The organism is Paenibacillus cookii (assembly GCF_018333375.1).
GTDB lineage: Bacteria > Bacillota > Bacilli > Paenibacillales > Paenibacillaceae > Paenibacillus_AQ > Paenibacillus_AQ cookii.
In genome coordinates this window covers 289,167-312,951 of sequence record NZ_BORW01000001.1, presented here as the reverse complement: position 1 = coordinate 312,951, position 23,785 = coordinate 289,167, and the positions used below count along the sequence as shown (strand labels likewise).

At 52.8% G+C, this 23,785-nt stretch carries 29 protein-coding genes and 4 tRNA genes; 21 read left to right on the top strand and 12 right to left on the bottom strand.

What is annotated here, in order from left to right:
* Positions 1 to 11: 11 nt before the first annotated feature.
* Together pyrF and pyrE are read left to right on the top strand one after the other, a co-directional pair.
* Complete coding sequence (pyrF, locus tag KI367_RS01645; RefSeq protein WP_036707596.1) at positions 12 to 749, top strand: orotidine-5'-phosphate decarboxylase; 738 nt, start codon at positions 12 to 14, stop codon at positions 747 to 749.
* Positions 746 to 1,387, top strand: coding sequence for an orotate phosphoribosyltransferase (gene pyrE / locus KI367_RS01640; RefSeq protein WP_036707599.1), 642 nt, complete (start codon positions 746 to 748; stop codon positions 1,385 to 1,387). The genes pyrF and pyrE overlap by 4 nt, the downstream gene beginning before the upstream one ends.
* 114 nt (positions 1,388 to 1,501) lie before the next feature.
* Here the strand turns inward: pyrE and KI367_RS01635 are convergent, their stop codons facing one another.
* Positions 1,502 to 2,368, bottom strand: coding sequence for a YitT family protein (locus KI367_RS01635; protein WP_036707601.1), 867 nt, complete (start codon positions 2,366 to 2,368; stop codon positions 1,502 to 1,504).
* Positions 2,369 to 2,652: 284 nt separating this feature from the next.
* Between KI367_RS01635 and KI367_RS01630 the strand changes: the two genes are divergently transcribed.
* The 5 genes from KI367_RS01630 to KI367_RS01610 all read left to right on the top strand — a co-directional run bounded on the left by KI367_RS01630 (position 2,653) and on the right by KI367_RS01610 (position 4,191).
* Positions 2,653 to 2,817 carry a hypothetical protein gene (locus KI367_RS01630; RefSeq protein ID WP_197069924.1) on the top strand — a complete coding sequence of 55 codons (165 nt, stop codon included), beginning with the start codon at positions 2,653 to 2,655 and terminating at the stop codon, positions 2,815 to 2,817.
* Between the two features lie 117 nt (positions 2,818 to 2,934).
* Positions 2,935 to 3,011, top strand: a tRNA-Met gene (locus KI367_RS01625).
* 41 nt (positions 3,012 to 3,052) lie between these two features.
* Positions 3,053 to 3,129, top strand: a tRNA-Ile gene (locus KI367_RS01620).
* Between the two features lie 21 nt (positions 3,130 to 3,150).
* Positions 3,151 to 3,236: transfer RNA gene (locus tag KI367_RS01615), tRNA-Leu, on the top strand.
* 286 nt (positions 3,237 to 3,522) lie between these two features.
* The gene (locus tag KI367_RS01610; RefSeq protein ID WP_212947110.1) at positions 3,523 to 4,191 is read left to right on the top strand and encodes a uracil-DNA glycosylase; all 669 of its coding nucleotides are present in this window, start codon (positions 3,523 to 3,525) and stop codon (positions 4,189 to 4,191) included.
* Positions 4,192 to 4,229: 38 nt separating this feature from the next.
* Here the strand turns inward: KI367_RS01610 and KI367_RS01605 are convergent, their stop codons facing one another.
* Complete coding sequence (locus KI367_RS01605) at positions 4,230 to 5,312, bottom strand: AI-2E family transporter (RefSeq protein ID WP_212947108.1); 1,083 nt, start codon at positions 5,310 to 5,312, stop codon at positions 4,230 to 4,232.
* Between the two features lie 206 nt (positions 5,313 to 5,518).
* Between KI367_RS01605 and KI367_RS01600 the strand changes: the two genes are divergently transcribed.
* The gene (locus KI367_RS01600; protein WP_081992136.1) at positions 5,519 to 5,635 is read left to right on the top strand and encodes a sporulation protein YjcZ; all 117 of its coding nucleotides are present in this window, start codon (positions 5,519 to 5,521) and stop codon (positions 5,633 to 5,635) included.
* Positions 5,636 to 5,713: 78 nt separating this feature from the next.
* Here KI367_RS01600 and KI367_RS01595 read toward each other — a convergent pair whose 3' ends face one another.
* Positions 5,714 to 5,875 carry a mechanosensitive ion channel protein MscL gene (locus tag KI367_RS01595; RefSeq protein ID WP_156124511.1) on the bottom strand — a complete coding sequence of 54 codons (162 nt, stop codon included), beginning with the start codon at positions 5,873 to 5,875 and terminating at the stop codon, positions 5,714 to 5,716.
* A gap of 147 nt (positions 5,876 to 6,022) precedes the next feature.
* Between KI367_RS01595 and KI367_RS01590 the strand changes: the two genes are divergently transcribed.
* Positions 6,023 to 6,757 (top strand): glycerophosphodiester phosphodiesterase, encoded by a 735-nt coding sequence (locus tag KI367_RS01590; protein ID WP_212947106.1) that lies wholly within the window; start codon positions 6,023 to 6,025, stop codon positions 6,755 to 6,757.
* A 104-nt stretch (positions 6,758 to 6,861) separates the two neighbouring features.
* On the opposite strand, the gene KI367_RS01585 is transcribed toward KI367_RS01590, so the two are convergent.
* Positions 6,862 to 7,020 carry a hypothetical protein gene (locus tag KI367_RS01585; protein ID WP_212947104.1) on the bottom strand — a complete coding sequence of 53 codons (159 nt, stop codon included), beginning with the start codon at positions 7,018 to 7,020 and terminating at the stop codon, positions 6,862 to 6,864.
* Between the two features lie 206 nt (positions 7,021 to 7,226).
* A complete protein-coding gene (locus KI367_RS01580; protein ID WP_036707612.1) occupies positions 7,227 to 7,430 on the bottom strand; it encodes a hypothetical protein in 204 nt (67 codons plus the stop codon).
* A 398-nt stretch (positions 7,431 to 7,828) separates the two neighbouring features.
* Between KI367_RS01580 and KI367_RS01575 the strand changes: the two genes are divergently transcribed.
* On the top strand, positions 7,829 to 9,691 hold the full coding sequence (locus KI367_RS01575; protein ID WP_212947443.1) for a bifunctional metallophosphatase/5'-nucleotidase: 1,863 nt from the start codon (positions 7,829 to 7,831) through the stop codon (positions 9,689 to 9,691).
* Here KI367_RS01575 and KI367_RS01570 read toward each other — a convergent pair.
* Positions 9,651 to 10,355 carry a DUF1259 domain-containing protein gene (locus tag KI367_RS01570; RefSeq protein ID WP_212947102.1) on the bottom strand — a complete coding sequence of 235 codons (705 nt, stop codon included), beginning with the start codon at positions 10,353 to 10,355 and terminating at the stop codon, positions 9,651 to 9,653. The genes KI367_RS01575 and KI367_RS01570 overlap by 41 nt on opposite strands.
* Before the next feature lie 215 nt (positions 10,356 to 10,570).
* Positions 10,571 to 10,643 (bottom strand) — tRNA-Val (locus KI367_RS01565).
* A gap of 197 nt (positions 10,644 to 10,840) precedes the next feature.
* Between KI367_RS01565 and KI367_RS01560 the strand changes: the two genes are divergently transcribed.
* The 3 genes from KI367_RS01560 (at position 10,841) to KI367_RS01550 (ending at position 12,076) form a co-directional block, all read left to right on the top strand.
* The gene (locus tag KI367_RS01560) at positions 10,841 to 11,017 is read left to right on the top strand and encodes a hypothetical protein (RefSeq protein ID WP_156124513.1); all 177 of its coding nucleotides are present in this window, start codon (positions 10,841 to 10,843) and stop codon (positions 11,015 to 11,017) included.
* 290 nt (positions 11,018 to 11,307) lie between these two features.
* Positions 11,308 to 11,754, top strand: a complete 447-nt coding sequence (locus tag KI367_RS01555) for a GNAT family N-acetyltransferase (RefSeq protein ID WP_212947100.1) — start codon at positions 11,308 to 11,310, stop codon at positions 11,752 to 11,754.
* 82 nt (positions 11,755 to 11,836) lie between these two features.
* Entirely contained in the window at positions 11,837 to 12,076 is a 240-nt protein-coding gene (locus tag KI367_RS01550; RefSeq protein ID WP_036707615.1) for a DUF3892 domain-containing protein, read from the top strand.
* A 72-nt stretch (positions 12,077 to 12,148) separates the two neighbouring features.
* On the opposite strand, the gene KI367_RS01545 is transcribed toward KI367_RS01550, so the two are convergent.
* Entirely contained in the window at positions 12,149 to 12,886 is a 738-nt protein-coding gene (locus KI367_RS01545) for an MBL fold metallo-hydrolase (RefSeq protein WP_036707618.1), read from the bottom strand.
* Positions 12,887 to 12,995: 109 nt separating this feature from the next.
* Between KI367_RS01545 and KI367_RS01540 the strand changes: the two genes are divergently transcribed.
* The 3 genes from KI367_RS01540 to KI367_RS01530 all read left to right on the top strand — a co-directional run bounded on the left by KI367_RS01540 (position 12,996) and on the right by KI367_RS01530 (position 14,386).
* Positions 12,996 to 13,190 (top strand): hypothetical protein, encoded by a 195-nt coding sequence (locus tag KI367_RS01540; protein WP_036707620.1) that lies wholly within the window; start codon positions 12,996 to 12,998, stop codon positions 13,188 to 13,190.
* Between the two features lie 229 nt (positions 13,191 to 13,419).
* On the top strand, positions 13,420 to 13,977 hold the full coding sequence (locus KI367_RS01535) for a stalk domain-containing protein (protein WP_212947099.1): 558 nt from the start codon (positions 13,420 to 13,422) through the stop codon (positions 13,975 to 13,977).
* 94 nt (positions 13,978 to 14,071) lie between these two features.
* On the top strand, positions 14,072 to 14,386 hold the full coding sequence (locus KI367_RS01530; RefSeq protein ID WP_036707624.1) for a DUF1292 domain-containing protein: 315 nt from the start codon (positions 14,072 to 14,074) through the stop codon (positions 14,384 to 14,386).
* Positions 14,387 to 14,481: 95 nt separating this feature from the next.
* On the opposite strand, the gene KI367_RS01525 is transcribed toward KI367_RS01530, so the two are convergent.
* Complete coding sequence (locus KI367_RS01525; RefSeq protein WP_212947098.1) at positions 14,482 to 15,957, bottom strand: aminotransferase class I/II-fold pyridoxal phosphate-dependent enzyme; 1,476 nt, start codon at positions 15,955 to 15,957, stop codon at positions 14,482 to 14,484.
* A 158-nt stretch (positions 15,958 to 16,115) separates the two neighbouring features.
* On the opposite strand from KI367_RS01525, the gene KI367_RS01520 reads away from it, so the two are divergent.
* Positions 16,116 to 17,429 carry an MFS transporter gene (locus tag KI367_RS01520; protein WP_246536506.1) on the top strand — a complete coding sequence of 438 codons (1,314 nt, stop codon included), beginning with the start codon at positions 16,116 to 16,118 and terminating at the stop codon, positions 17,427 to 17,429.
* 171 nt (positions 17,430 to 17,600) lie between these two features.
* Here KI367_RS01520 and KI367_RS01515 read toward each other — a convergent pair whose 3' ends face one another.
* Positions 17,601 to 18,224 (bottom strand): YktB family protein, encoded by a 624-nt coding sequence (locus KI367_RS01515; RefSeq protein WP_212947097.1) that lies wholly within the window; start codon positions 18,222 to 18,224, stop codon positions 17,601 to 17,603.
* Between the two features lie 272 nt (positions 18,225 to 18,496).
* On the opposite strand from KI367_RS01515, the gene KI367_RS01510 reads away from it, so the two are divergent.
* Positions 18,497 to 19,093, top strand: a complete 597-nt coding sequence (locus tag KI367_RS01510; RefSeq protein WP_036707625.1) for a YkzI domain-containing protein — start codon at positions 18,497 to 18,499, stop codon at positions 19,091 to 19,093.
* Between the two features lie 192 nt (positions 19,094 to 19,285).
* Positions 19,286 to 20,710, top strand: a complete 1,425-nt coding sequence (gene gnd / locus KI367_RS01505; RefSeq protein ID WP_331480104.1) for an NADP-dependent phosphogluconate dehydrogenase — start codon at positions 19,286 to 19,288, stop codon at positions 20,708 to 20,710.
* Positions 20,711 to 20,725: 15 nt separating this feature from the next.
* On the opposite strand, the gene KI367_RS01500 is transcribed toward gnd, so the two are convergent.
* Positions 20,726 to 21,040 (bottom strand): hypothetical protein, encoded by a 315-nt coding sequence (locus tag KI367_RS01500; protein WP_036707780.1) that lies wholly within the window; start codon positions 21,038 to 21,040, stop codon positions 20,726 to 20,728.
* 281 nt (positions 21,041 to 21,321) lie between these two features.
* Between KI367_RS01500 and KI367_RS01495 the strand changes: the two genes are divergently transcribed.
* Positions 21,322 to 21,837 carry a shikimate kinase gene (locus tag KI367_RS01495; protein ID WP_036707626.1) on the top strand — a complete coding sequence of 172 codons (516 nt, stop codon included), beginning with the start codon at positions 21,322 to 21,324 and terminating at the stop codon, positions 21,835 to 21,837.
* 134 nt (positions 21,838 to 21,971) lie between these two features.
* Here KI367_RS01495 and KI367_RS01490 read toward each other — a convergent pair whose 3' ends face one another.
* A complete protein-coding gene (locus KI367_RS01490) occupies positions 21,972 to 22,277 on the bottom strand; it encodes a rhodanese-like domain-containing protein (protein WP_212947096.1) in 306 nt (101 codons plus the stop codon).
* 175 nt (positions 22,278 to 22,452) lie between these two features.
* Between KI367_RS01490 and aroA the strand changes: the two genes are divergently transcribed.
* The gene (gene aroA, locus KI367_RS01485) at positions 22,453 to 23,745 is read left to right on the top strand and encodes a 3-phosphoshikimate 1-carboxyvinyltransferase (RefSeq protein WP_212947095.1); all 1,293 of its coding nucleotides are present in this window, start codon (positions 22,453 to 22,455) and stop codon (positions 23,743 to 23,745) included.
* Positions 23,746 to 23,785: the final 40 nt, after the last annotated feature.

The window sequence follows — 23,785 nt, the reverse complement described above, 5'->3', positions numbered from 1 at the left end:
GGCCGAGATCAATGGATGAACGTTACAGGGAAATGGCGGGCCGCTTAATCGTGGCCCTCGATTACCCGGATGCGGGTCAAGCCGCGGCATTGCTGCGGGAGCTTGAAGGCATCCCTTGTTACATGAAGGTGGGCATGCAGCTGTATTACGCTGCAGGCCCTGATTTTGTGCGCGATTTGAAAACCCGGGGATACAAAGTATTCCTCGATCTGAAAATGCATGATATCCCCAACACGGTCAAGGGTGGAGCGGAAAGCATCACCCGCCTTGGCGTGGACATGTTTAACGTGCATGCCGCGGGCGGCAAGGACATGATGAAGGCGGCGCTGGAAGGCGTCGGCAAGGCGCTTGCTTCGGACAGCTCTTTGGATAAACCCCTCGTCATCGCCGTCACTCAATTGACCAGCACGGGGCAGGACATGCTGAACCAAGAGATCGGCATTCCCGGTACGGTGAGGGATGCGGTCATCCGGTACGCGGAATTGACCCAAGCCGCCGGACTTGACGGGGTCGTGGCGTCGGCGCAGGAAGCCGGCGACATTGCGGCGGCATGCGGTACCGATTTTATTACCGTGACGCCGGGCATCCGCCCGTCAGGCAGCGAGCAGGGCGACCAGAAACGCGTTCTGACGCCCGGGGAAGCCATCCGGAACGGAAGCAGCTATATTGTGGTAGGGCGGCCGATTACAGCCGCAGAGAAGCCGAGAACGGCAGCAGAACAAATCATTAAGGAGATGTTGGAAGCATGACGAACCTTGCAGAAATCCCTGGCCGAATCGCAGCGTATTTGCTGGAGATCGAGGCGGTGGCGCTGCGCCCGAAACAGCCTTTTACGTGGACTTCCGGCATCAAGTCGCCGATTTATTGCGACAACCGCTTGACGATGTCGTATCCGGAAATCCGCGAATATATCGCGGAATCGTTCGCCGCGGTCATCCGCGAGCAGTACCCGGATACCGAAGTCATCGCCGGAACGGCGACGGCGGGCATTCCGCATGCCGCCTGGGTGGCGCAGAAGATGAACCTGCCGATGGCATACATCCGCGATAAAGCCAAAGGCCACGGCAAAGAGAATCAAATCGAAGGCAGCATCAAACCGGGGCAAAAGGTCATCGTCATCGAAGATTTGATTTCGACCGGCGGCAGCTCGATCAAGGCGGCCCAAGCGGTGAAGGAAGCGGGAGCCCGGCCGCAGGCCGTGCTGGCGATCTTCAGCTATCAGCTCGACAAGGCCGTGCAAGCCTTTAACGAAGCGGGGATTCCGTACCAAAGCTTGTCCAACTATACCGCGTTGATGGAAGTCGCTCTGGAAAAAGGAACGATTCAACAAGACGATGTCCAAGCGCTTCAAGCGTGGAGAGCGGATCCTTCGTCGTTCGGCGCGTAAAAACCGTGAGAGCAGCCTTCCGAGGCTGCTTTTTGCGTGCCAACGGAAAAACCCCCTGCCTTTTTGCATAAGGAAAGGGGGTTTTCATTTTTGTGCCTGCAATGGGACGGATCGTTAGTGAATGGCGCTTTTTTCGAAATTGCCGCCAAGCACGTCCGATACATGTTCGATCGCAATAAACGCTTTCGGATCGATTTCCTGCACGACCGATTTCAGCTTGGCCAGTTCGAGACGGGTGACGACGCAATAGATCATTTGCGTATCTTCCCGGGAATAACCGCCGCGCGCGTAGATGAACGTCGTGGTGCGTCCCAGCCGATCCTGGATCGTTTGGGAAATCTCCTCGTATTCGCTGGAAATGATCGTCACCGATTTGGATTCGTTGAGGCCTTCGACCACGATATCCATCACTTTGGAAGCCATATAATACGTAAAGATCGAATACATCGCGGAATCCCAGCCGAATACGAAACCGGCGATGATAAAAATGAACACGTTCATGATCATGATGATTTGACCGACGGGAATGCGGGTTTTTTTCGAAAGCAAAATGGCCACGATCTCGGTTCCGTCAAGGGAGCCGCCAAACCGGATCACCAGGCCGACGCCCAGGCCCAAAATCAGTCCGCCGAACAGGACGGCAAGTATTTTTTCATTCGTAAACGGGCTGACATGATGAAGCAGCTGCGTGGTGACGGACATGACGACGATGCCGTACAAGGTGGAAATGGCGAAGGTTTTGCCGATTTGCTTGTAACCTAAGAATAAAAACGGAAGGTTGATGATAAAGAGGAAAATGCCGAGCGGGAGCGCCGTGATTTTGGACAATACGATCGAGATCCCGGTAATGCCGCCGTCGATGATATCGTTCGGAACGAGAAAGACCTCGAGCGCGACAGCCATTAAAATAGCCCCCGCGGTGATGAAGACGAATTTTTTCAACAATTCAACGGGAGTGAGTTTCCTGTGTGTTTTTGCCATTCCAATTCCTCGCTTCCAGAAAAGTTTTATTAAACAGAATCAATTTCATAAAAGATTAAAAATACGGTAAACGAAACGATCTATAGACATACCAAACGATATATGAGCTATAATCGTCTTGATTGAACCAGCTAACGGCATTATGGAATTGATTCAAACTAAGTTAATATTATAAATTAATTTCGAAATAATCTCAAAGAAATATGGAAAAATGCATGACGAGCCCGACTTCCGGCAACAATAGCCATCGATACCGATGATGATGCCTGAAAGGAGGAAAACACATGCAATGGGTTTATTTCGGCAAACTATACAAATCGAAATTCCAGGCGGGCTGCCTCGCCAAAAGGCTGGAGCAAAACGGCTGGATTTACGGCTACGACGACCCGCGTCTCGTGGAGATATTCCGTTCGCGCAAAGGGAGATACGGCGTGCGATTCATCCCATAAGCCGCCTCGTTTTGGCCTTGCCATCCCCTTCGTATAAATTTCCTGCAAAAAATACTTGACGTATCTTATACTTATGCTGTATATTAATTCTTGTCGCTATTTATTACGACTTAACGACGCGGGGTGGAGCAGTCCGGTAGCTCGTCGGGCTCATAACCCGAAGGCCGCAGGTTCAAATCCTGCCCCCGCAACCAAATTACAGCCATTATCATGGATCGATCACATACTTTGATCAGGGCCCTTAGCTCAGTTGGTTAGAGCGGTCGGCTCATAACCGACTGGTCGGGGGTTCGAGTCCCTCAGGGCCCACCATATGAAGTTTCATCCGCATTTGCCGGGGTGGCGGAATTGGCAGACGCACAGGACTTAAAATCCTGCGGTAGGTGACTACCGTACCGGTTCGAGCCCGGTCCTCGGCATTACAGACCTCAGCCTTGCGCTGAGGAGCTATTTTTATAGCTCGTACATAGGAAACCCTGCGTGGTAAAGATACCATGCCAGGGCTTTTTTTATATCTTTCCGTGACACGCGGCTATTGCAGGCGCAAAAAGCACGTAATCCGGCCGAAACTCGCCTAAGCCTGGATTTTGATTTGATCCTTTTTCCCGCGCCGTGGTACACTCGAATTTGGCATTGATATGCGTCGGCAGCCGCTTTTTGAGGTTCATATATTTATAGGCACATCAGGGGAGAGGAGAATGGGGAATGTTTAACAACGATTGGGACGAGCAGTTGAAGGAAGAAGTGGAGAAGCCGTATTTCAACGATTTGCGGTACGCGCTTGCCCGGGAATATAAATTGCATACGGTATACCCGTCCAAGGAAAATTTGTTTCAAGCGTTAAAGCTGACGCCGTATGAAGACACCAAAGTAGTCATCTTGGGACAGGATCCTTATCACGGGCCGGGACAGGCCCACGGGCTCAGCTTTTCCGTCATGCCGGGGGTGAGAATCCCGCCGTCGCTCGTCAACATCTACAAGGAACTGCACAGCGACCTTGGCGTTCCGATTCCGAATAACGGCTATCTCGTCCCTTGGGCGAAGCAGGGAGTGCTGCTGCTCAACACGGTGCTCACGGTCCGCGAGGGGCAGGCGAACTCCCATAAGGACCTCGGGTGGGAACGGTTTACGGATGCCGTCATCGAAAAGCTGAACGAACGGGACAAGCCGGTCGTCTTCATTTTGTGGGGCAGCCATGCGCAGAAAAAGGGGGCTTTTATCGACCGGAGCAAACATCTGGTGCTGAAATCCGTCCACCCCAGCCCGCTTTCGGTACACCGCGGATTTTTTGGCAGCCGCCCTTTTTCCAGAACGAACGAATTTTTGGAGTCGCACGGCATGGAGCCGATCGACTGGTCGATTCCGGATCTGTAACGAGACGGCTTTCGAAGCGGGCAGCGGCCCGCTTTTTTCTATTCCATCACATCCTCGACCTTTTCGGAAAGGAACAGCTTGTACACCCGGACGATGATGATTTTGGCGACGATATATGCCGGAATGGCCAAAATGATGCCGAGAATGCCGGAGATGTCGCCGCCGATCAGCAGCAGCACGATAATCGTGAGCGGATGGATGTCCAGTCTTTTTCCGTAAATGATCGGGGTGAGCAGGTTGTCCTGGATTTGCTGCGCAACGATGATGACGACTAGCGACCAGACCGCAACGGCAGGCGAATCGATAAAGCCGACGATCACGACGGGAATGGCGGCGATGACGGCCCCGACGTAAGGGATCAGGTTCAGCACGATCGAGATCAGCGCCAGCAGCAGCGAATAAGGCAGTCCGATGATCAAAAAGCCGATATACATCAGCACGCCGAGCATGATGTTCAGGAGCACGCGCCCCACGATGAAGTTGCTGAGCGCCGCATCGATCTCCTGCAGCACTTCGCGGCCTTCCTGCCGGTATTTCCGGGGAACCAGGTGAAGAAGGATCGGCCCCAGTTTGCTGCTTTCTTTCAGCATGTAGTACAACACGATCGGCACGGTAGCGATGATGACCACGACATTGGACAACACGGAGATGAAATCCGATACCGAATTGGTTACGGCCGTGATCAGCTTGTTTAAGTATTGGCTCAAGCGGTTCATCAGATCGGACTCGCTCGGAATGAGCCTCGCGACGAAACGGTTATGCTGCAGCTGGTCGAGCTGCTTCTGCATTCTTTCCACGAAAAACGGCGCGTTATCCGCAAAATTGATCACCTGCTCACGTAGCGTCGGCCATACAAGGATGCTGAACAACACGATCAGCCCGGCAAACACGAGATAAATCAACAGGATCGACAATGGCCGCGGCCAGCGGTGCTTTTCCAAAAAATTGACGATCGGCCGCAGCAGATAATACATAAAACCCGCCAGCATGACCGGAATAATCATAATGTTGAACAAAAGAACCAACGGATTGAATATGAAGCTGACCTTCGAGCCTAAATAGATGATTAACAGCGCAAAAATCAGCCCAAGGCAAGTGCGAAAATATTTGCTTTGCGGCAAACGAATCCCCCCAGTTTGGCATAGACGTCAAGCAGCCTTTTGCTATCTATTTCCCTTTAACCAAAATGGATGCTTTTTATTCATGCAAACGGCATCCGCTGGAAGCAAATGTTCATTCAAGGCTAAAAAATAAGTGCTAACGTCCAAACCATCGGCCAAAAGGCCTCATACGCTAGGGATGAGCAATGGATGAAGGAGGGAGTACGATGGGTGAAGTGGTTGGCGGAGGTTACGGATACCCTGGCGGAGTATTCCGTTCGACGGCTGCAATTCTGGTTCTCTTCATTCTGCTTGTCATTATTACGCGCGCAATCGTGTATTGATGACCCGGCACTTGGCATCCTGGCGAAACATCGCCAGGGTGTTTTTGCGTTCCGGCGGGGGATGTCCGCACGCTTGCATCAATAAATGATCCGGCGATGGACTTGTACGGGCGTTCCGTATGCGCGGCTCAAGCGGCGGGCCTCCTCGGTCACCTGGACAAGCATCTCGTGAAGGCGCTGGCTGATGGGGCGAATCGTTTCCTTTACCTCTCCATGCACGATAACGTCGAATACGATCATTGTTTTTTTCAGCTCCTCAAGTATTCTTTTTCCCGGGTCTGTAATCATGATAGAATATGGTTGTTAACAGGCCATGAAATGGAGCAGCAAGTTATGTTAATTTTCCACAATACCACTGGAGAAGGTAGATCGGGGAGGCTGAAGGAAATGGGAAACGTCGTTAATTTTGCGCACAGGGGCTCATCCAAAATTTGTCCCGAAAACACGATGGCGGCTTTCAGAAAAGCGCTGGAGCAAGGGGCGACCGGCATCGAAACGGATGTGCAGCTTACGAAAGACGGGCATATGGTGCTGATTCACGATGAAACGCTGAACAGGACGACGACCGGCACCGGCTGGGTGAAAGACCACACGTTAGAGGAATTGAAAGAGCTGGATGCGGGCAGCTGGTTTCATCCCGATTTTCGGGGAGAGCGCCTTCCGCAGCTCGACGAGCTTTTGGAACTGGCCAAAGGCGGCGGGACGATCATCAATATCGAGCTCAAAAACGGGGTCGTGCCTTACGAGGGGCTTGAAGAGAAAGTGATCCAAAGGGTGCGGGATTACGGGCTGAGCGGCCAAGTCGTGATCTCCAGCTTCAACCATTACTCCTTGCTGCTCTGCAAACAAATCGCCCCGGAAATCCGGACCGGCATCCTTTATATGGAAGGCCTCTACGAACCATGGGCATATGCCGGCACGCTGCAGGCCGACGCGCTTCATGCTTACCACCGCGCGGTGCTGCCCGAATTCGTGGCTGCCGCCAAAGCGGCGGGAAAAGCGTACCACCCGTTTACCGTCAATGACCCGGACGAAATGCGGAGATTGTTGCAAGCCGGCGTGGACGGAATCATTACGGATTATCCGGATCGGCTTGACGCTTTGCTGGCGGAGGAAAAATAATAAAACGAAAATAAACCGGATCCGCTGCGGATGCCGGTTTTCTTTTCGCTATGGGATCATCACGGAAGACGATCATGCGCTGGAGGAACCGCGGAGAAAAGAGGTCAAGACTCTTCCTTTTTATGTCTGGCCGCTTCTTCCGAGCCTTCCTCCCAAATTTCCTCGATCATGCTGGTCGAAGAGGGATTCTCGCGTTCGGGCTCCGGAATCGGATCTACACCGGGGAATCTTTCCTCCTCCTCATGGCTGCAATGTTTATCCATACCAATCCACTCCTTTTTTAGATATCGGAAGGATGCCGCATAGGTCCATAGGATGTTCCGAAAAGGGTTTCCCTATGCGGGAGGCGGCGTGGTGGACCTTAACCGCTGCGTCCTATGTAATATAAACGGATGGACCGGGTACGAAACAGGGCGCGGGGGAAAAACAGCCCAAGAAAAAAGCTGCTGCATCGCTGCGGCAGCGCCGTTCATGCGTTGGATTTGAAAACGATCAGGCGCGATACGTGGCACACTTCGTCGATGGGGATCCAGAAATGACCCAGCGGGGTGCGCATTTTTAATGTTGCGGGATCGTTGGACGGTTCAGGGATGCCCGTTAAGGTACTGCCGTCCACGCTTTTGACGAAAATCGTATGCCCGTGTTTGATGGCTAACTCGATGACCTTTTCCATGCGACTATTCTCCTGTAAATACAGACTATCGAATCATGTTCTAGTTCTATCATACGGGAAAAGTTGCAGGTTATAAAGTTCTTTTTTTATAGTTTTTAAGACAATAGACCTAAGCGACGAACAGGGTATGTTACATATTCATGCTGCATATTAAAAAAACGTATGTTCTGTGCTACCTAATGATCACTAGATCGGAAACCTTCTATATGAAACCAATCCATGTCCAGGCCGGAAAATACGCTTGGAAGCATGGCTAAAAAGAAAGATCGCGGCGATAAGTTCATGCTTGACCATTTTTCATTCCCCTGTGTATACTTCTTCTTAACAAATGTTCTCAATCGCGTAACATTTGTTCAACATACAACAAAAAGGGGAGAGTGTTGTTTTTGAATTTTAAAATGAAAGCGAAAACAATGGTAGTCACGGGGCTGCTATCCACGTTGTTCGCCACGTCGGCGTTCGCGGCGCCGCTGCATCCGGTGCAGCATACCGATTGGATGCAGGAAAAACATATTGTAAACGGTTTCGAAAAAGGGGACCTGATGCTGGCGCAGCATATTTCCCTCGGGGAAGCGGTCGCTTTGTTCGCCAGAATCCAGGGTGAGCAGGCAAGCACGCCGAAAGGGTACTGGGCAGCCAATTATTTGGATTGGGCCGCTAAAAAAGGCGCCATTACGAAAGAAGAGACGGATCAGGGAAGAACGTATCCTTCCTCCGAAAAATTGGCGAAAATCGCCAAGGCGCTTGGAATCGATTTGAAGCTGGCGTCCGGAACGCAGGTGACCCGCGGCGATTTCATCAATGCCCTCGGCGAAGCCGTTACGGAGCATATCACGATCGCGCATACGAATGACGTGCACGGCCATATCCAAGAAAATGCGAAAGACAAAGAGTTCGGTTACGCCAAAATTGCCACGCTCGTCAAACAATGGCGCGAAGAAAACAAAAACTTCCTGTTGATGGACGCGGGCGACACGTTCCAAGGAACGATCTACTCGAACCAATTCAAAGGCGAATCCATCATTCCGATCCTGAACAAACTCGGTTACGAAGCCATGACCGCAGGGAACCATGAATTCGACTTCGGTTATGAGCAGCTGCTTAAATTGCGGGACAAGCTCGACTTCCCGATGATTAACGCGAACGTGTTCAAGGCGGACGGCACAAACCTGCTGATTCCTACATACACCGTTGAAGTCGGCGGCCAAAAAATCGCCTTCATCGGATTCGTGACGGAGGAAACGCCGATCGTTACCCATCCGAACAACGTCATCGGCCTTACGTTCAAAGATCCGGTCGAAATCGCCAAGAAGCTGGTTCCGGAAATGAAGGCCCAAGCGGATCATGTGGTCGTCGTATCGCATATCGGCGTTGAAAAAGACAGAGAAATCGCGAAAAATGTATCGGGCATCGACCTGATCATCGGCGGGCATTCCCATACGCCGCTCCGTACGCCTGAAAAGGTAAACGGCACCTACATCGTGCAGGACTGGGAATACGGAAAATCGCTGGGACGCGTGGACTTATACTATTATAATAAAGATTTGGTCGGATTCAGCGGCGGATTGGTCGAATACGACGAAAGCGTCAAAGCCGATCCCGAAATCGAGAAGCTGGTTCAGGAGGTCGTGAAAAAGGTTGACGATGCGATGAACGTGGTCATCGGGAAAACCGAAGTCGATCTTCACGGCGAAAGAACCGAGGTGCGCGCGGTCGAGACGAATTTGGGCAACTTCATCGCCGACGCGATCATTGAGAAGACCAAAACGATCAAAGGGCACGAAGCCGACGTGGCTTTGGTCAACGGCGGCGGCATCCGCGCCAGCAAAAAAGCCGGGGACTTGACGAAAAAGGACCTGTATTCGATCCTTCCGTTCCCGAACACGTTGACGGTGGTCAAAGCGACGGGGGCCGACATCAAAGCGGCGCTTGAGGTATCGGTCAAAGGCGTGGAGAAAAAAGACGATCTTCCGGGCTCCTTCCTGCAGGTCGGCGGATTGTCCTACGTCTACGACGTGGCGAAGCCGGTAGGGGAGCGCGTCCTGGAAGTGAAAATCGGCGGCCAGCCGCTTGACCCGAACAAAACGTACACCGTGGCGACAAACGACTTCATTACGTCGGGCGGGGACGGATATTCGATGCTGAAAAAAGATGAAGTGCTGAACACCGGATATACGTTCTATGACGTCGTGGAAGAATATTTGGAAAAGGTCAAAGTGATCAGTCCGAAAACGGAAAACCGCATCGTCGAGAAAAAATAGAAGAGTTAAACAAAAAGGGGGCCGGCCTGCATGCCGGTTCCTTTTTAGGTTTGGGGGACGAATAAGAAAAGGCGAGCGCTTTCAAAGGCGGTTTCGTGACCAGACTTCTATTGACGACTCGTGGTCTTTGAGTGGTTCTTGTTCTGCTTTGAACGCCGGACCGTCTAGGTCTGTTTGTGCCATAGCATCTGCCGCGGGATAAGTTTCCTTGGCTTGATCCTTTGGAGCGATGTTCGCCACTGGATCTGCTTGGTCGTATCGTTCTAGTGGTCAGCATCCGAAACGCTTCGGCCGACTTCTGGGCGAAGACAAGCGGCGGCTCAATGGACTTGAAATGGATGAACATGAGTACGGGGTTCGTTAATAGCCAGTGATTGTGTATCGCCGTTACTTCAATTCCGCGCTGGCGGAGAGCGGAGACGAACGGATTAATTTCTTCCTGCAAAATAACGGTTTCACCCAAATTGAGCGCATTTCCGCGGCTGTCCAAGTCTTCAAACGAGAAAAAAGCAGCGATGGCCAGAACCGATTTTGTTCTTCTCCCTTGAATCAACGGTTGAAGGTTGCTACGAACTCTTGTCACGGTACAAACGCCATTTGCGACTTCCGCCGTCCCGCCTAAAATGCTTGCGAACTTTGAGCATAGCGAGTTTTGAATGGACATACGAATATACCTCCTTTTCAAAGATGGTATATTATATGAAATTTTAATAGTTTCGCTCGGTATAAAAATACTATGTATCCATATTTCCGCAAAAATATAAGAGTTGCTAGTTTTATATGAAAGGGGCTCATTCCGCTCGCCAATGCAGGTTTTACAGTGGGCATATTCCTGAAGACAAAATAAAAGAAGCCTTGGTATACCAAGGCTTCTGGAGATGATCTGCAGTGGGCTCGAACCACTGACCCCCACCCTGTCAAGATGGTGCTCTCCCAGCTGAGCTAGCAGATCGTATCGAAGAACAATTTATATATTACCAGGGAACAAGGGGAGTGTCAACAACTTTTTTTCATATGAATGAAAACCATGAATAGATCATGGCAAAACCCGGGAAAACTGATGACAAAGCCCGTGGTCCAGCGATTGGCGTTTCGAAACGGGCAAAAAGGTTATATAACTCAGTAAACCGGCTAAAGGAGTGGCCTCTCATGCCAAAAACATGGCGGTACAAAATTTTGGGCTGCTGTCTGATCGTGCTGCTGTCGGGCTGTTCGGCGTTTCAGTCCAGCGCGGATCGCGGCGATGACTCTCCGGTCATGATAGATATCTACGACCCTTCGGTTCCGGAAGACGTGTATTCCAAGGGAGAAATTACGCCCCCGTAGTCATGCGGCAGCAGGCAAAAGAGGCAGCGGCCGCTGCCTCTTTTTATTCTTCATCCCATTTGCGGGAATAGCCCTTTTTTGTCACATAAATAAAAGAATAGATCAGCACGGCCGACATGACTGCGCAAAGAAAGATCGTAAATCCCATTCCCATATGGCCCATCCGGCTCCTCTCCGTGATATACCTCCACTATACATGAAATTCATTTTTTTGTATAATAATCGAACCGTGTTTTTGGCAATGGAAGCGGTAAAACGGACACAACGAAAGACGAAAGAGGGGTTTCATCATGGCTGCCGAAATCATCACTGTAACGACGCCGGAACTGCTGCAGCAGGGACTGGACATCCGGAAAAAGGTATTCGTCGAAGAACAAAACGTTCCCCTGGACCTTGAAGTCGACGAGTTCGATACGATCAGCGACGACGTGCACCATCTGTTGGTGCAGGATGAAAACGGGGACTACGTCGCCACGGGGCGTTTGATTTACTACAACAACGAAACGGCTAAAATGCAGCGGATCGCCGTGCTTAAGGAGCATCGTCAAGGAGGCTACGGCCGCATTCTGCTAATGGCGCTCGAAAACCGGGCGCGCGAGCTGGGGCTCGCCTATGCCCTTTTGGACGCGCAATGCCAAGCCGAAGGTTTTTACGCCAAGCTCGGTTACGAGACGATTTCCAAAGAGCCCTTCGACGATGCCGGCATTCCCCATGTCCGCATGAAAAAAACGCTGTAAGGCGAATAAAGGCTTCATTGCCGGGAGATGCTAAGACATGCCCGCATTTTGGGGCATCTCACGCGTAAAGGAGCGGATGACCATGGGAAATCCAGGCCGTGAAACGTTTATCGCCGTGCAAAAAAACGGCGACGGCGATTTGACTGCTTTCAAAACTTCGACCGGACGCGTCTTGAAATACGATGAGGCGCTGCAGGAAGTCAAAGCCGGAGCGATTGCCGGCGTCAACGTGTTTAAAGGAAGAGACGGGGAAATGTATATTCGCGGCGACGCGGATGGCGATCCATCGAACAATTTGGATCATTTGCCCCGTTTTGAATAAGACGGCAAGCTAAAAAAGCCGGTACAAGCATGATGAATGCCTGTACCGGCTTTTTGCCGTGCAGGGGACGGATTAAACCGAGTATATGCGCCCCTGTTCGATAAACGCCATGCCCCCGGTTTTGCCGACGAAGTCGTCTTTGTTGTCCGCGTAATGCATCAGATAGGTTATGCTGCGGATCTGCTCCGGCAGCCTCATCAGTTCGTCAAGCGTCGTGTGAACTTCGCCCGGGCCTTCAAGCTGGCAGTCGTGCATAATCATGCGGCAGCCGCGCCGCTCGACAAGCTGCTGCAGCAGACCGGGATCATAGACCATATCCGCGCTGTAAAACAGCCGTTCGTTGATAAACAGGGAATAGCTGTTTTTGCCGGGGATATGTCTGGTCGGGATGAGTTCGACCCGAATATGCCCGGAAATGTCGTAGGCCTGTTCAGGCGCAAGCGGGCAGACCTCGAACAGATCCTCGAGGCACGTGATCTCCCCCTCCTGGTAAAGTCCTCCCCGGAGCGAATGCTCCCAGAGCGCCGTGACCAGCGTCTCGGCTATGTACAGTTTGATTTTGCGTTTGTAGGTGAATTTCATCTTAAACGCGAGCTCCTCCAGTCCGCCCACGTGATCCGCGTGGATATGGGTAATGAGGACGGCGTCCACGTCATCGAAGGATTTGCCGAGCCGGTGCAGCGCAAGCGGGGCGGTGACCCCGCAATCGATGAGAAGGGTGAAAGCCCCGTCCGTAAGCAGGGCGTTGTTGTTGAAGTATGTTTTGGCAAAGGCGCTGCCGGTGCCGATCATTTGCAGTTCCAAATTCAAGGAATACACCTCCCGTGATGTCTCAGAAATCATTATATACCATAGGTTCCACTTTCGGTCCGTTCTCCATACAATGCAGCAAAGGCTTTTAGGAAATGGGGAATCAGGCATGGTCAAGTCAAAAGGCAAAAAACCGGCGCAAGCTAAAGGGGAAAAAGTATATAAAGGCATGAGGCTGGTGACGTCGGAGGTGTGCGAGGCGTGCAAAACGCCATGCGCGCGCGGAATGGCTTACGCTGCCCGCATGAGGGAGCCGGGCGCCGTCGGCAAAGGCGTGCCCTGCATATTAACGAAAGTGAAATGACCGTATTTGGCCAAGGGCAACCTGCGTGTTTACGCAGGTTTTTTCGTGCTGGCGAGGAAGAGGGACATGGCGGGCTATTTTAAGCGCGAGGTTTTTGTAACTTAAGACAGAGACCCGAAATTTTGGTTTCAAAAATTTAACCTCATAAAGGGAAGTTCCGACCGCAACTTGCACATTTACTTTTAGTATATATATACAACAGCATGAAGGAAATGGAGGGAATGAAAGGATGAGAAGCTGGAAAAAGATTTTGGTATGCGTCTTTGCCTTCTCCCTGATGGGCGGCTCCGTCATGTTCGCGGATTCGGTGACCCAGAAGATCAAAGTTTGGATCAACGGTCAGGAAGTGCAGGACGGCGGTTACGTGATCGACGGCAAGACCTATGTGCCCATCCGGGAGTTTAACGGCGTGGTGACTTGGGACGGTGATTCGAACCAGGTAAAATTCATCAAGCCGAATGTACATATTTTCCTATTCAATGGCGATACCGTATTCGGTAACGTCAACAAAGGCAAGCTGAAATTCAACGTATTCTGCCAGGTCGACAGTTTGGCGGATCATGTGTCGTCCGTCAAAGTCGCCATCACCGATCCGTCCGGACACGTCAAGGATATTCAGACGCAGGATTTGGGGAGCAACCAAAAAGACAACTTCTGGTTCCGCACCTACGATTTTACGTACGATTTCAAAGTCGCCGGAAAATACAAGGTCGGATTCTACATCAAAGCGTCCAAAAACGCCGATTACCAACTCGTTGCCGAAAAAGTAATCACCGCTCTGAATTAAAAACCCGTTTTTGGAATAGGATAAATTGACCAGAGCCTTCCGACATGATACGATACGAAGGTATGACTATATAACCTAAAGCGAGGTTTTTGTAATGAGCGATCACACACATGAGCACGGCGATGCATGCGGCCATGACCATGATCACGATCATGAGCATGAAGAATTTGTTTTGACGCTGACCGACGAGCAAGGCAACGATGTAGAGATGGTTCTTGTTGAAACGTTTGACGTTGGCGAGAATTTGTATGCGCTGCTGCTCGAGCGTGAAAATCCGGAAGCTGACGGCATCATTCTGCGCGTGGAAGAAGAAAACGATGAGATGATGCTTTACAATATTGAAGACGAAGAAGAATGGAATGCCGTGGAAGCGGCTTACAACGAGCTTGTTGCCCAGCAGGAAGACTGATTCTTCGGGAAGCCTCCAGAGCATAAAGAAACCCGGTGCCGCATTTGCGGTACCGGGTTATTTTGCTCGCGCCCAAGTTTTGCTGGCGTCCTTGTTTAAAAAATAGGGTCGGTTTCCACGATCACCTTGACGTTTTTGATGTAACGGTCTTCCGGGCCTTTCACGGGCAGGCCGACGTCGACGTGGTCGATGATGTAATCGATGTTGTCCTGGGAAATGACTTCGCCGGGCAGCAGAATCGGGATTCCTGGCGGGTACACGTAGATGAACTCGGCGATGATCCGGCCGGCGGATTCCTTGAACGGAATCACCTCGGTGTCCCCGTAGAAAGCATCCCTTGGGATGAGGGAAAGCTGGGGGATTTCCGGGATTTTGACGATCAATTCGTTGGCCTCGTTCACTTTGTAATACGTCTCCGACAGCTTGCGGAGCGCGGTAAGCAGGATCGATACCGTTTCCTCGTTATCGCCCGGGGTGATCAGGCAGAGGATGTTGTACATGTCGCTCAGTTCGACTTCGATGTTGTAGTGCTCGCGCAGCCAGTTTTCCGTTTCGTAACCGGTGATGCCCAAATGGCGAACGTGAATCGTCAGCTTGGTCGGATCGTAATCGAACGTCGCTTCGCCTCCGAGGATTTCGTCTCCGAAGCAGTACAAGCCGTCGATTTCGTTGATGCTGCGGCGGGCTTTTTGCGCAAGATCGATCGTTTTTTGCGCCATGGCGTGGCCGTTAATGGCCAGGTTCCGTCTGGAAGTGTCCAGCGAGGCCAGCAGCAGGTACGAGGTCGAGGTCGTCGTCAGCATGCTGATGATCGTTTGCACGCGCTGCGGATTGACGAAACCGTGTTTCGTATTCAGATTGAGCACCGAGCTTTGCGTCATGGATCCCCCGAGTTTGTGAACGCTCGTTGCCGCCATATCGGCGCCGGCTTCCATGGCCGACATCGGCAGGTCCTCATGGAAATGAATGAGCACGCCGTGGGCTTCGTCGACAAGGACGGGCACGTTGCGGCTGTGGGCCAGGTCGACGATTTCCTTCAAATTGGCGCATACGCCGAAATACGTCGGGTTAATGACCAGGACCGCTTTGGCGTCCGGATGGCGATCCAGGGCACGCTGGACGGATTTGGTCGTAATGCCGTGGTCGATGCCCAAGTTTTCGTCGCGTGCCGGAGACACGAACACCGGCTTGGCGCCGGAGAAAATGATGGCCGACATGACCGATTTGTGAATGTTCCGGGGGACGATGATTTTATCGCCCGGGGAGCATACGGACAGGATCATCGTCATGATGGCACCGCTTGTCCCCTGTACGCTAAAATAAGTATGGTCCGCGCCGAAAGCGTCGGCGGCGAGCTTCTGCGCTTCTTCGATGACGCCGGTCGGCTGATGCAAATCGTCCAGCGGCGCGATGTTGATTAAATCTATGGATAGGGCGTTATCGCCGATAAACTCCCTGAATTCGGCGTCGGTTCCCATGCCCTTTTTGTGTCCGGGAATATGAAATTGTACGGGATTGCTTGCCGCGTGTTCCTTCAAAGCAGTAAATAGCGGCGTACGGCGGTGGTCCATCGTATGCTGTCACAACCTTTCATCTGTTAAAATTACAAGGATGAGTATAGCAAAATGGGGGGCGATTGCAAGCATGCATTTCGCGCCCCGGTGAAATTCCGGGAAGAATTTGGGGTACATTATAAATATGCGTTATTTTAGGGGAATTATTGCAAATCATGAGTAGAGGATGTGAGACCATGCCGCCGATCGCGGGAGCAGCCGCCGTAAAACGGCTCAGATCCCCTTTTTTCGTTGGGCTGCTCATCATTATATTTTTAGTCGAGTTCATGAAGGGTTCGCTGCTGGTCGCCGTGCTGCCCGTCTACATGAAAAATTCGCTCGGTCTATCCGCGCATACCATCGGAATCGCGTTTTCCCTCCAATACATCGGCGATAACCTGTTCAGAAGCCCGTTCGGCTGGATCGGGGAGCGGCTCGGGTACCGGAAAACGATGGCCGGAGCGTTGATCATGACGGTGATCGCCCTTTGCATGATCGCGTTTTTTTCGGGAGCGTTCTGGCTGTCGCTGGCCTGTTTTATTCTCGGGCTGGGGACGTCGCCGCTGTGGCCGACCGCCATGACGGGAACGACGGAAATATCGGGGCCGCAGGGCAGCAATGGGCAGGCTCTGGGCACGCTGGAAATGGCTTCGCTGGCCGGCACGGGGGCCGGTCCGATCGTCATGAATTTTTTGATGGACCGGACGGAGAAAAATTACCATACCGCTTTTTTGATTTTGATCGGGGTCGGCATCGTTTTGGTGTTGGTCGCGCTGCTGCTGCCGTCGAAAGTGAAAATCCCGTTCCAAACGGCGGCCGCGGCCGCCACCGCAACGGGCAAGGGCATGTTTGCGGTTTTGGCAGGGAAGCTCGCCCATCTGGGAGCAAGCGTCAAATCGACGCTGCGCGAAGTCCGGACGACGCTGAAGGTAAGCTGGATGGTCTATCCCGCGCTGTTCCTCCAATCCTTCGTCATCGGGCTTTTGAGCCCGGTCATCACTTTATACGTGCAAAACGAGCTGCGCATTTCCCCGAACATGTACAGCCTGCTGCTGATTGCGGGGGGAGGAATTACGGTGCTGGCCTTGATCCCGAGCGGGAAGCTGATCGACCGTTTCGGAACGGGACCGTTTTTGAATGCGGGATTCCTGCTGGCTGCCTTTTCGCTGAGCTTTTTTTCGATCGTGCGTTCCCTGCCGCTGGTTTTCGTGTTCGTATGCATCGTCGGCATCAGCTACGCGATGATCCTGCCCGGATGGAACACCTTCGTGTCGCATTTGGTTCCGAAAGGGGAGCGCGGGGCGGTGTGGGGGTTTTTCCTTACGCTCCAGGGGTCGGGGATGGTCGTGGGCCCGGTCGTATCCGGACAGCTGTGGGACCGGCTCGGGCATTCGTCGCCATTTCTGGCGAGCGCGGTCGTGATGGCAATGCTGTTCGTGATCCATCTGGTTCTTTCGCGGCGCATGAAGGCCGGGGCGCAGCTTTCGTAAGGGGCGCCCAGTTCGCGCCGAAGGGCTCGCCCTTTAGCAAAAAAAGCTGCATCCGGAACGGCGATTCGCCGAACACGGATTGCAGCTTTTTTAAACACCATCAGGCTTTATGTTTCGTTTCGCGAAACGGAATCACCGCCTGTCAATAGACGGCGAAACGTATGCGCTCGCCTAAAATGCCATTTTGTAAAGGGGAAGCAGCGTTTCGAAGGTCGACTGGATGACGGAGACGAGCTCCGGTCCGTTTTCCAGCACCGCTTCGCCTTTCGGAATGCGGAGACCGCAGAGCACTTCGGCTTTTTTCACCTTTTCCAGCCTGTCCGCCATCTCCGAGAAAGCTCTGGGACTCATGTCCGCATGGGGGGTGAAGCCCGGATCCATATGATCCATGGACCAATAGAAATGGGCCGGCAAGCTTTGGATCACTTGGCTGCGGTTTTTCTTCAGATGTTTCGCGAACGTGACCTTGTTCGGGCTTTCGTAAATGACCGCAAAAATGATGAACAGATGGGATTCGAACATCCCTACCTGGAAATGGGGCAGCGCTTTATACCCTCTTTTGCTGGCGGCCCAGGCCACCCACGTGTCATTCGGGGGATTGATGGTGCGGCGCGCGTGTTTGGCAACATGGGGGAACATTTCCTCGCCGCAAAGGGCGGACAAAAACGGGGCCATTTCGCGGCCGAGCTCCTCCAGCTTCGGTCTGACGTTCGCAATCAAAGCTTCCATGCGGGGTTCGAGACCGGGAACGTTGAATACTTCGAAATCCTTGGAATGAAATCCTTCAAACGGCATGATGCGCCTCCTTTTATGCAATGGGTTGATGTCTATTTTAAGGCCGACCGCGTGTCGTTGCTGCCTGTTTGGCAGAGGCGGGGAGCGGGTAAAAATAGTCAATAAACCAAGTTACCGTTACATAAGATAAAGTATAAAATAGAACAAAGACTTTTTTCAACGTAATCAGGACTTTGCAACATCGGCTGCAAGCAAGCATCTTTGGTTATTTGCAAACCCTTTAGTCGCAGGTTGTTCGTCAAAGGCGGTCCAAAACTGAAGGAGGGAGTGCCGTGAACAAAAGCTATGAAGTGGAGTACTGCAATCTGGAGCTTCGGTTTAACCGGCGGCATATTCAGGACCTGATTAAGGATTTGATACAGGAAGGTTACTCCCTGTACTGGAGCGAAAACGAATCGCTGTTCATCGTTTCCGTCAGAACGGGGCGCAAACTTGTCAAGCTGCGGTTCAACCGGACCAAAAACGGCTACAAAATGGTCGGGGATTACGTGATCCGCGACGCCAAACTGGCGGAGTGGATGGAGAAGCTGATCGAGGATACGCGGGGCCATGCAGTGGTCAAACGGTTCAAGGACCGCCAGATTTTGGTGGAAAGCATTTTATTCGGCGAAGTCATCCGTTTGGTTGAAATATCCGGATACCAGCAAAGGGTGCTGTATCAAAAGGGGCCGTTCATGACAGAGCAGGAGATCTCGAAGCTTTATTTCTCGAAGGAAGGCGAAATGAGGCTGCTGCTTCTCCGGCTGGAAGTGGATGACGAACTGGAGCGCCTTCACGAAGCGCTTCAGAACGGAGATGAAGATAAAGCGGAGCTTTGCCGCAAAAAGCTGGCCGATCTTTCCCGGCAGCTGCTGATGCTCGAATGGTAACGCATACGCTGGTAAAGGCGGGAGGAGCCTAATGGGCGGGGACATTTCCGCAAATAGAAAAGCAAGTGACGAAAAGCACCTCTGCAGACTGCGGGGTGTTTTGTCACGAGATGTTTACATCGTGGGGTTCACTTTCGCGCGTAAACACGCTAAAATAGGTGTATTCATTTTTTCCAAAAAAAAAGGCAAAGGATGGAGGACCATATGTCGAAGCAACAAATCGGTGTCATTGGCCTTGCGGTCATGGGCAAAAACTTGGCTCTCAACATTGAAAGCAGAGGCTTTACCGTTTCCGTATTCAACCGTTCCCCGGAGAAAACAGAAGCCCTTCTCGAAGAAGCGAAAGGCAAAAACCTTACGGGAACCTTCTCCATGGAGGAGTTCGTGGAGTCGCTGGAGAAACCCCGCAAAATTTTGATCATGGTACAAGCCGGCAAAGCGACGGACGCGACCATCGAGCAATTGATCCCGCTGCTGGACGAAGGCGATATCATCATCGACGGGGGCAACGCTTACTTCCCGGATACGCAGCGCCGCAGCAAAATGCTTGAAGAAAAAGGCTTCCGCTTTATCGGTGCAGGGGTTTCCGGCGGCGAAGAAGGGGCTCTCAAAGGACCTTCGATCATGCCAGGCGGACCAAGAAGCGCTTACGAGCTTGTCGAGCCGATCCTGACATCGATTTCCGCCAAAGTGAACGGCGAACCTTGTTGTACATATATTGGTCCGGACGGCGCCGGCCATTACGTGAAAATGGTGCATAACGGCATCGAATACGGCGACATGCAGCTCATTTGCGAAGCTTACCACCTGCTGAAGGATGCGCTGGGCCTCGGCGCGGAAGAACTGCACCAAATTTTCAGCGAATGGAACAAAGGGGAGCTTGACAGCTACCTGATCGAAATCACGGCCGACATCTTCTCGCATAAAGACGAAGAAACGGGCAAACCGATGGTGGACGTCATCCTTGACGCGGCCGGCCAAAAAGGTACCGGAAAATGGACGAGCCAAAGCTCCCTGGATCTCGGGGTTCCGCTGTCCATGATTACCGAATCGGTATTCTCCCGCTTCTTGTCCGCCATGAAGGAAGAACGCGTGGAAGCAAGCAAAATCCTGAACGGTCCGAAAGCGGAAGCGTTCCAGGGCGACAAAGCCGAATTCATCGAAAACGTGCGCAAAGCGCTGTTTGCGAGCAAAATCGTATCCTATGCCCAAGGGTTCGCCCAACTTCGCGTCGCTTCCGACGAATACGGCTGGGATCTGAAATACGGCGACCTGGCCAGAATCTGGCGCGGCGGCTGCATCATCCGTTCCCGCTTCCTGCAAAACATCACGGACGCTTACGAGAAAGATCCGGGCCTGAAAAACCTGCTTCTCGATCCGTTCTTTAAAGACATCATCGAAAACTACCAAGACGCATGGCGCCAAACGGTGTCCGCAGCCGTCAGCCGCGGCATTCCGGTGCCGGGCTTCGCGAGCGCGCTGGCTTATTTCGACAGCTACCGCACCGAAAGACTTCCTGCGAACCTGCTTCAGGCGCAGCGCGACTACTTCGGAGCGCATACGTTTAAGCGCGTCGACAAGGAAGGCGTCTTCCACCATAACTGGATCCAGGAATAGGAAGCCGGTATTCGGCTACGACCGCTCCGGGCGATCCGCAGGGACAAGCCCGTGCATGGCCTCCTGAAGGCAAATCCGGATGCGTTCGTCCTGCGCATGGCCCGCCGCGGAGCGGTGCAGCAGAAGCAGCGCGGCTTCGCCGAAGTATTGAAAATTTTGCAGTAAACGTGGCTTGGGGAGTTCCAGCAGCGCTGGTTCGCCTTGAGCCACTTTTTGTTGCACGTAATGCAAAACCCATAACATGTCCTCCCGGCACAAAATATGCCTCGGGTCCGCGATCTGTTTGATTTTTGACAACGTTTCGGGCGAATGGGAACGGGATTCTGGCATGACGGATACGACCACTCCTTACAAAACTCCGAATTTTCCACAACATCGTTTCGCTTGGCGTCAGAATTATAGGTCCATGGCATGTATATGCTAGACTGGCAGAAAATAGACTGATCCGGGGCAATCCCGTGTCCGTACGGCGATGACGGGCAAACGACTGCATGGATCGGGCTTGCGGACAAAGGGAAACCGCGATCGTTTTGCGAGATTGTCGAAAGTTTTTGGCCTGTGGTATGATATGAAAAAGCTTGAGATTGAATGGAAACAAAAGGGGTGCTCTATTGAACCAGACGGAACAAAATATCATACTGATCGGAATGATGGGGACCGGAAAGTCGACGGTTGGCGAAATTTTGGCCGAGAAGCTGGGGTATTCGCTGGTCGATCTGGATGCGTCCATCGTGGCTCAGGAAGGAATGACCATTCCCGAAATGTTCGAGCTCCGCGGAGAACCTTATTTTCGGAATGCCGAAACTAGCGCCTTGCGAAACGTGTTGTCTTCGGGCGGGCGGAAGGTCGTGGCCACCGGGGGCGGATGCGTCCTGCGCGAGGAAAATCGCGAGCTGATGCTTCAAGGCGGATTCGTTGTGGCCTTGACGGCGGAAGCGGAAGCCATCGTCGAACGGGTTAAGGGGGATCAAAACCGGCCGCTGCTTGCCGGCGGCGCCGAGGAACGGATCCGGACGATTCTGGAGGAGCGGAAAGACGCGTATCGTTTTGCCCACTTCACGGTGGATACCAGCCGGATCGGGGCCGATGAGGTGGCGCTAAAAATTTTAACGCATTACCGCGTCTAAGCCGTTTTGTGTTAAGATAGGGGCAAGAGGTTTTTTGCGAAGGGCGATTTCGCCTGCGCATTCTAGCGGCACGAGAGGCGGCCGGATAAACCAAAAAACGGCAGGTCCGCAAGGACTGCCGCTTCGATGCAGGCTTATGCTTCGTCTTCGTTCCACTGAAGCATGCCGCCGGTCATGTTGATGCATTCGATGCCAAACTGCTGCAGGTATTGGCAGGCCCTCATGCTGCGGCCGCCGCTGCGGCAAATCAGGATGACCTCGCCTTCCTTCGGGATTTCATCCAGGCGTTCCGGGATTTGCCCGAGCGGGATATGCTTCGCTCCGCTGATCATGCCCTGCGCGACTTCATCGTCTTCGCGGACGTCGATCATCTGGAGGGATTCGCCTGCTAGAAGGCGCCGTCTTACTTCGGACGGTTCTATTTCACGAATGGACGTCATGGGAATTAACCTCTTTTCCGTAGTTTTGATAAGCCAGGGTTTTGCCGAAAGCTTTGGCTTTTCGCAAAAACCTTATGTAATTATGTTTATGATAACCAAGCTTTAAATGGGCTGTCAAATCGCATTTGCATCCCGGTTAGAGCGTGAACTAATTCGAGAAGGAGACATGGGGCATATGGATTTGATTGTAAAACCGACACCGCGGCTGCAGGGAGAGATCGGCGCGCTTTCCTCCAAAAACTATACGACGAGGTACCTTTTGGTCGCGGCGCTGGCCGAAGGAACAAGCACGGTGTATTATCCGGCCCGCAGCGAAGACAGCGACGCGATGCGCCGCTGCATTCAGGATTTGGGAGCCGTGCTCGTCGAAGACGAGGAAAAAGCGGTCATTACCGGCTTCGGCCGCCGTCCGCGGGACGTCAAGGAACTGAACGTCGGCAATGCCGGCGCCGTCCTCCGCTTTCTGATGGGCATCGCTTCGCTTTGTCCGGACGTGACGTTCGTGAATACATATCCCGATTCGCTCGGCAAACGTCCGCATGACGACCTGATTTCGGCCCTGGAGCAAATGGGGGTTCAGGTGGAGCATAACGACGGCCGCCTGCCGATCCGTATCCGCGGCGGAAAACCGAAAGGCGGGCGCATTCAAGTGTCCGGCTCCGTCAGCTCCCAGTATTTGAGCGCGCTGTTGTTCCTGACGCCGCTCCTGGAAGAAGACAGCGAAATCGAAGTGACCGGCGATCTGAAATCGAAGGTCGTCGTCGGCCAGACGCTTGAAGTGTTGGAGCAGGCGGGCATCGTCATCCATGCAAGCGACGATTACATGCGGTTCCGCGTTCCGGGCAACCAATCCTATCAGGCGAAAACGTATACGGTCCAGGGCGATTACCCGGGTTCCGCCGCCGTGCTTGCCGCCGCCGCGGTAACGGAGTCGGACGTCCTCGTGAAACGACTGCCGGTGGAAAGCAAGCAAGGGGAACGGGCCGTGGTCGACGTGCTGCGCATGATGGAGGCGCCCCTGACGCATGAAAACGACGAAGTGCACGTGAAGGGCAACGGAAAACTCAAGGCGGTCGAGTTCGACGGCGACGCGGCAACCGATGCGGTGCTTGCGATGGTGGCCGCCGCCGTGTTTGCGGAGGGAACGTCCCGGTTTTACAACGTGGAGAACCTCCGTTACAAGGAATGCGACCGCATCACGGATTATTTGGCGGAGCTCCGCAAAGCCGGAGCCGACGTGGAGGAGCGCCAAGCCGAAATTATCGTCCACGGGCGTCCGGAAGGCGTCGAAGGCGGCGTGGAGATCAACGCCCATTTCGACCATCGCGTCATCATGGCGCTGACGATCGTCGGGCTGCGCGCCAAGCAGCCGCTGACGATCAAGGACGCGCATCACGTCGCCAAATCCTATCCGCAGTTTTTTGACCATATGAAGGCGCTTGGGGCCCAGGTCGAATGGGTAAAATAAAACAGTTTCCATATCCACCCGCATATATTAAGGAAAGAAG

Coding starts and splice junctions, on each gene's coding strand:
- KI367_RS01635 (WP_036707601.1), bottom strand. CDS start 2,368: ATGGCAAAAACACACAGGAAACTCACTCCCGTTGAATTGTTGAAAAAA.
- KI367_RS01500 (WP_036707780.1), bottom strand. CDS start 21,040: ATGCCAGAATCCCGTTCCCATTCGCCCGAAACGTTGTCAAAAATCAAA.
- KI367_RS01560 (WP_156124513.1), top strand. CDS start 10,841: ATGCCAAAAACATGGCGGTACAAAATTTTGGGCTGCTGTCTGATCGTG.
- KI367_RS01550 (WP_036707615.1), top strand. CDS start 11,837: ATGGGAAATCCAGGCCGTGAAACGTTTATCGCCGTGCAAAAAAACGGC.
- KI367_RS01585 (WP_212947104.1), bottom strand. CDS start 7,020: ATGGATAAACATTGCAGCCATGAGGAGGAGGAAAGATTCCCCGGTGTA.
- KI367_RS01490 (WP_212947096.1), bottom strand. CDS start 22,277: ATGACGTCCATTCGTGAAATAGAACCGTCCGAAGTAAGACGGCGCCTT.
- gnd (WP_331480104.1), top strand. CDS start 19,286: ATGGAGGACCATATGTCGAAGCAACAAATCGGTGTCATTGGCCTTGCG.
- pyrE (WP_036707599.1), top strand. CDS start 746: ATGACGAACCTTGCAGAAATCCCTGGCCGAATCGCAGCGTATTTGCTG.
- KI367_RS01535 (WP_212947099.1), top strand. CDS start 13,420: ATGAGAAGCTGGAAAAAGATTTTGGTATGCGTCTTTGCCTTCTCCCTG.
- aroA (WP_212947095.1), top strand. CDS start 22,453: ATGGATTTGATTGTAAAACCGACACCGCGGCTGCAGGGAGAGATCGGC.
- KI367_RS01520 (WP_246536506.1), top strand. CDS start 16,116: ATGAGTAGAGGATGTGAGACCATGCCGCCGATCGCGGGAGCAGCCGCC.
- KI367_RS01580 (WP_036707612.1), bottom strand. CDS start 7,430: ATGGAAAAGGTCATCGAGTTAGCCATCAAACACGGGCATACGATTTTC.
- KI367_RS01630 (WP_197069924.1), top strand. CDS start 2,653: ATGCAATGGGTTTATTTCGGCAAACTATACAAATCGAAATTCCAGGCG.
- KI367_RS01575 (WP_212947443.1), top strand. CDS start 7,829: ATGAAAGCGAAAACAATGGTAGTCACGGGGCTGCTATCCACGTTGTTC.
- KI367_RS01600 (WP_081992136.1), top strand. CDS start 5,519: ATGGGTGAAGTGGTTGGCGGAGGTTACGGATACCCTGGCGGAGTATTC.
- KI367_RS01570 (WP_212947102.1), bottom strand. CDS start 10,355: ATGTCCATTCAAAACTCGCTATGCTCAAAGTTCGCAAGCATTTTAGGC.
- KI367_RS01530 (WP_036707624.1), top strand. CDS start 14,072: ATGAGCGATCACACACATGAGCACGGCGATGCATGCGGCCATGACCAT.
- KI367_RS01540 (WP_036707620.1), top strand. CDS start 12,996: ATGGTCAAGTCAAAAGGCAAAAAACCGGCGCAAGCTAAAGGGGAAAAA.
- pyrF (WP_036707596.1), top strand. CDS start 12: ATGGATGAACGTTACAGGGAAATGGCGGGCCGCTTAATCGTGGCCCTC.
- KI367_RS01590 (WP_212947106.1), top strand. CDS start 6,023: ATGGGAAACGTCGTTAATTTTGCGCACAGGGGCTCATCCAAAATTTGT.
- KI367_RS01555 (WP_212947100.1), top strand. CDS start 11,308: ATGGCTGCCGAAATCATCACTGTAACGACGCCGGAACTGCTGCAGCAG.
- KI367_RS01515 (WP_212947097.1), bottom strand. CDS start 18,224: ATGCCGTTTGAAGGATTTCATTCCAAGGATTTCGAAGTATTCAACGTT.
- KI367_RS01525 (WP_212947098.1), bottom strand. CDS start 15,957: ATGGACCACCGCCGTACGCCGCTATTTACTGCTTTGAAGGAACACGCG.
- KI367_RS01610 (WP_212947110.1), top strand. CDS start 3,523: ATGTTTAACAACGATTGGGACGAGCAGTTGAAGGAAGAAGTGGAGAAG.
- KI367_RS01595 (WP_156124511.1), bottom strand. CDS start 5,875: ATGATCGTATTCGACGTTATCGTGCATGGAGAGGTAAAGGAAACGATT.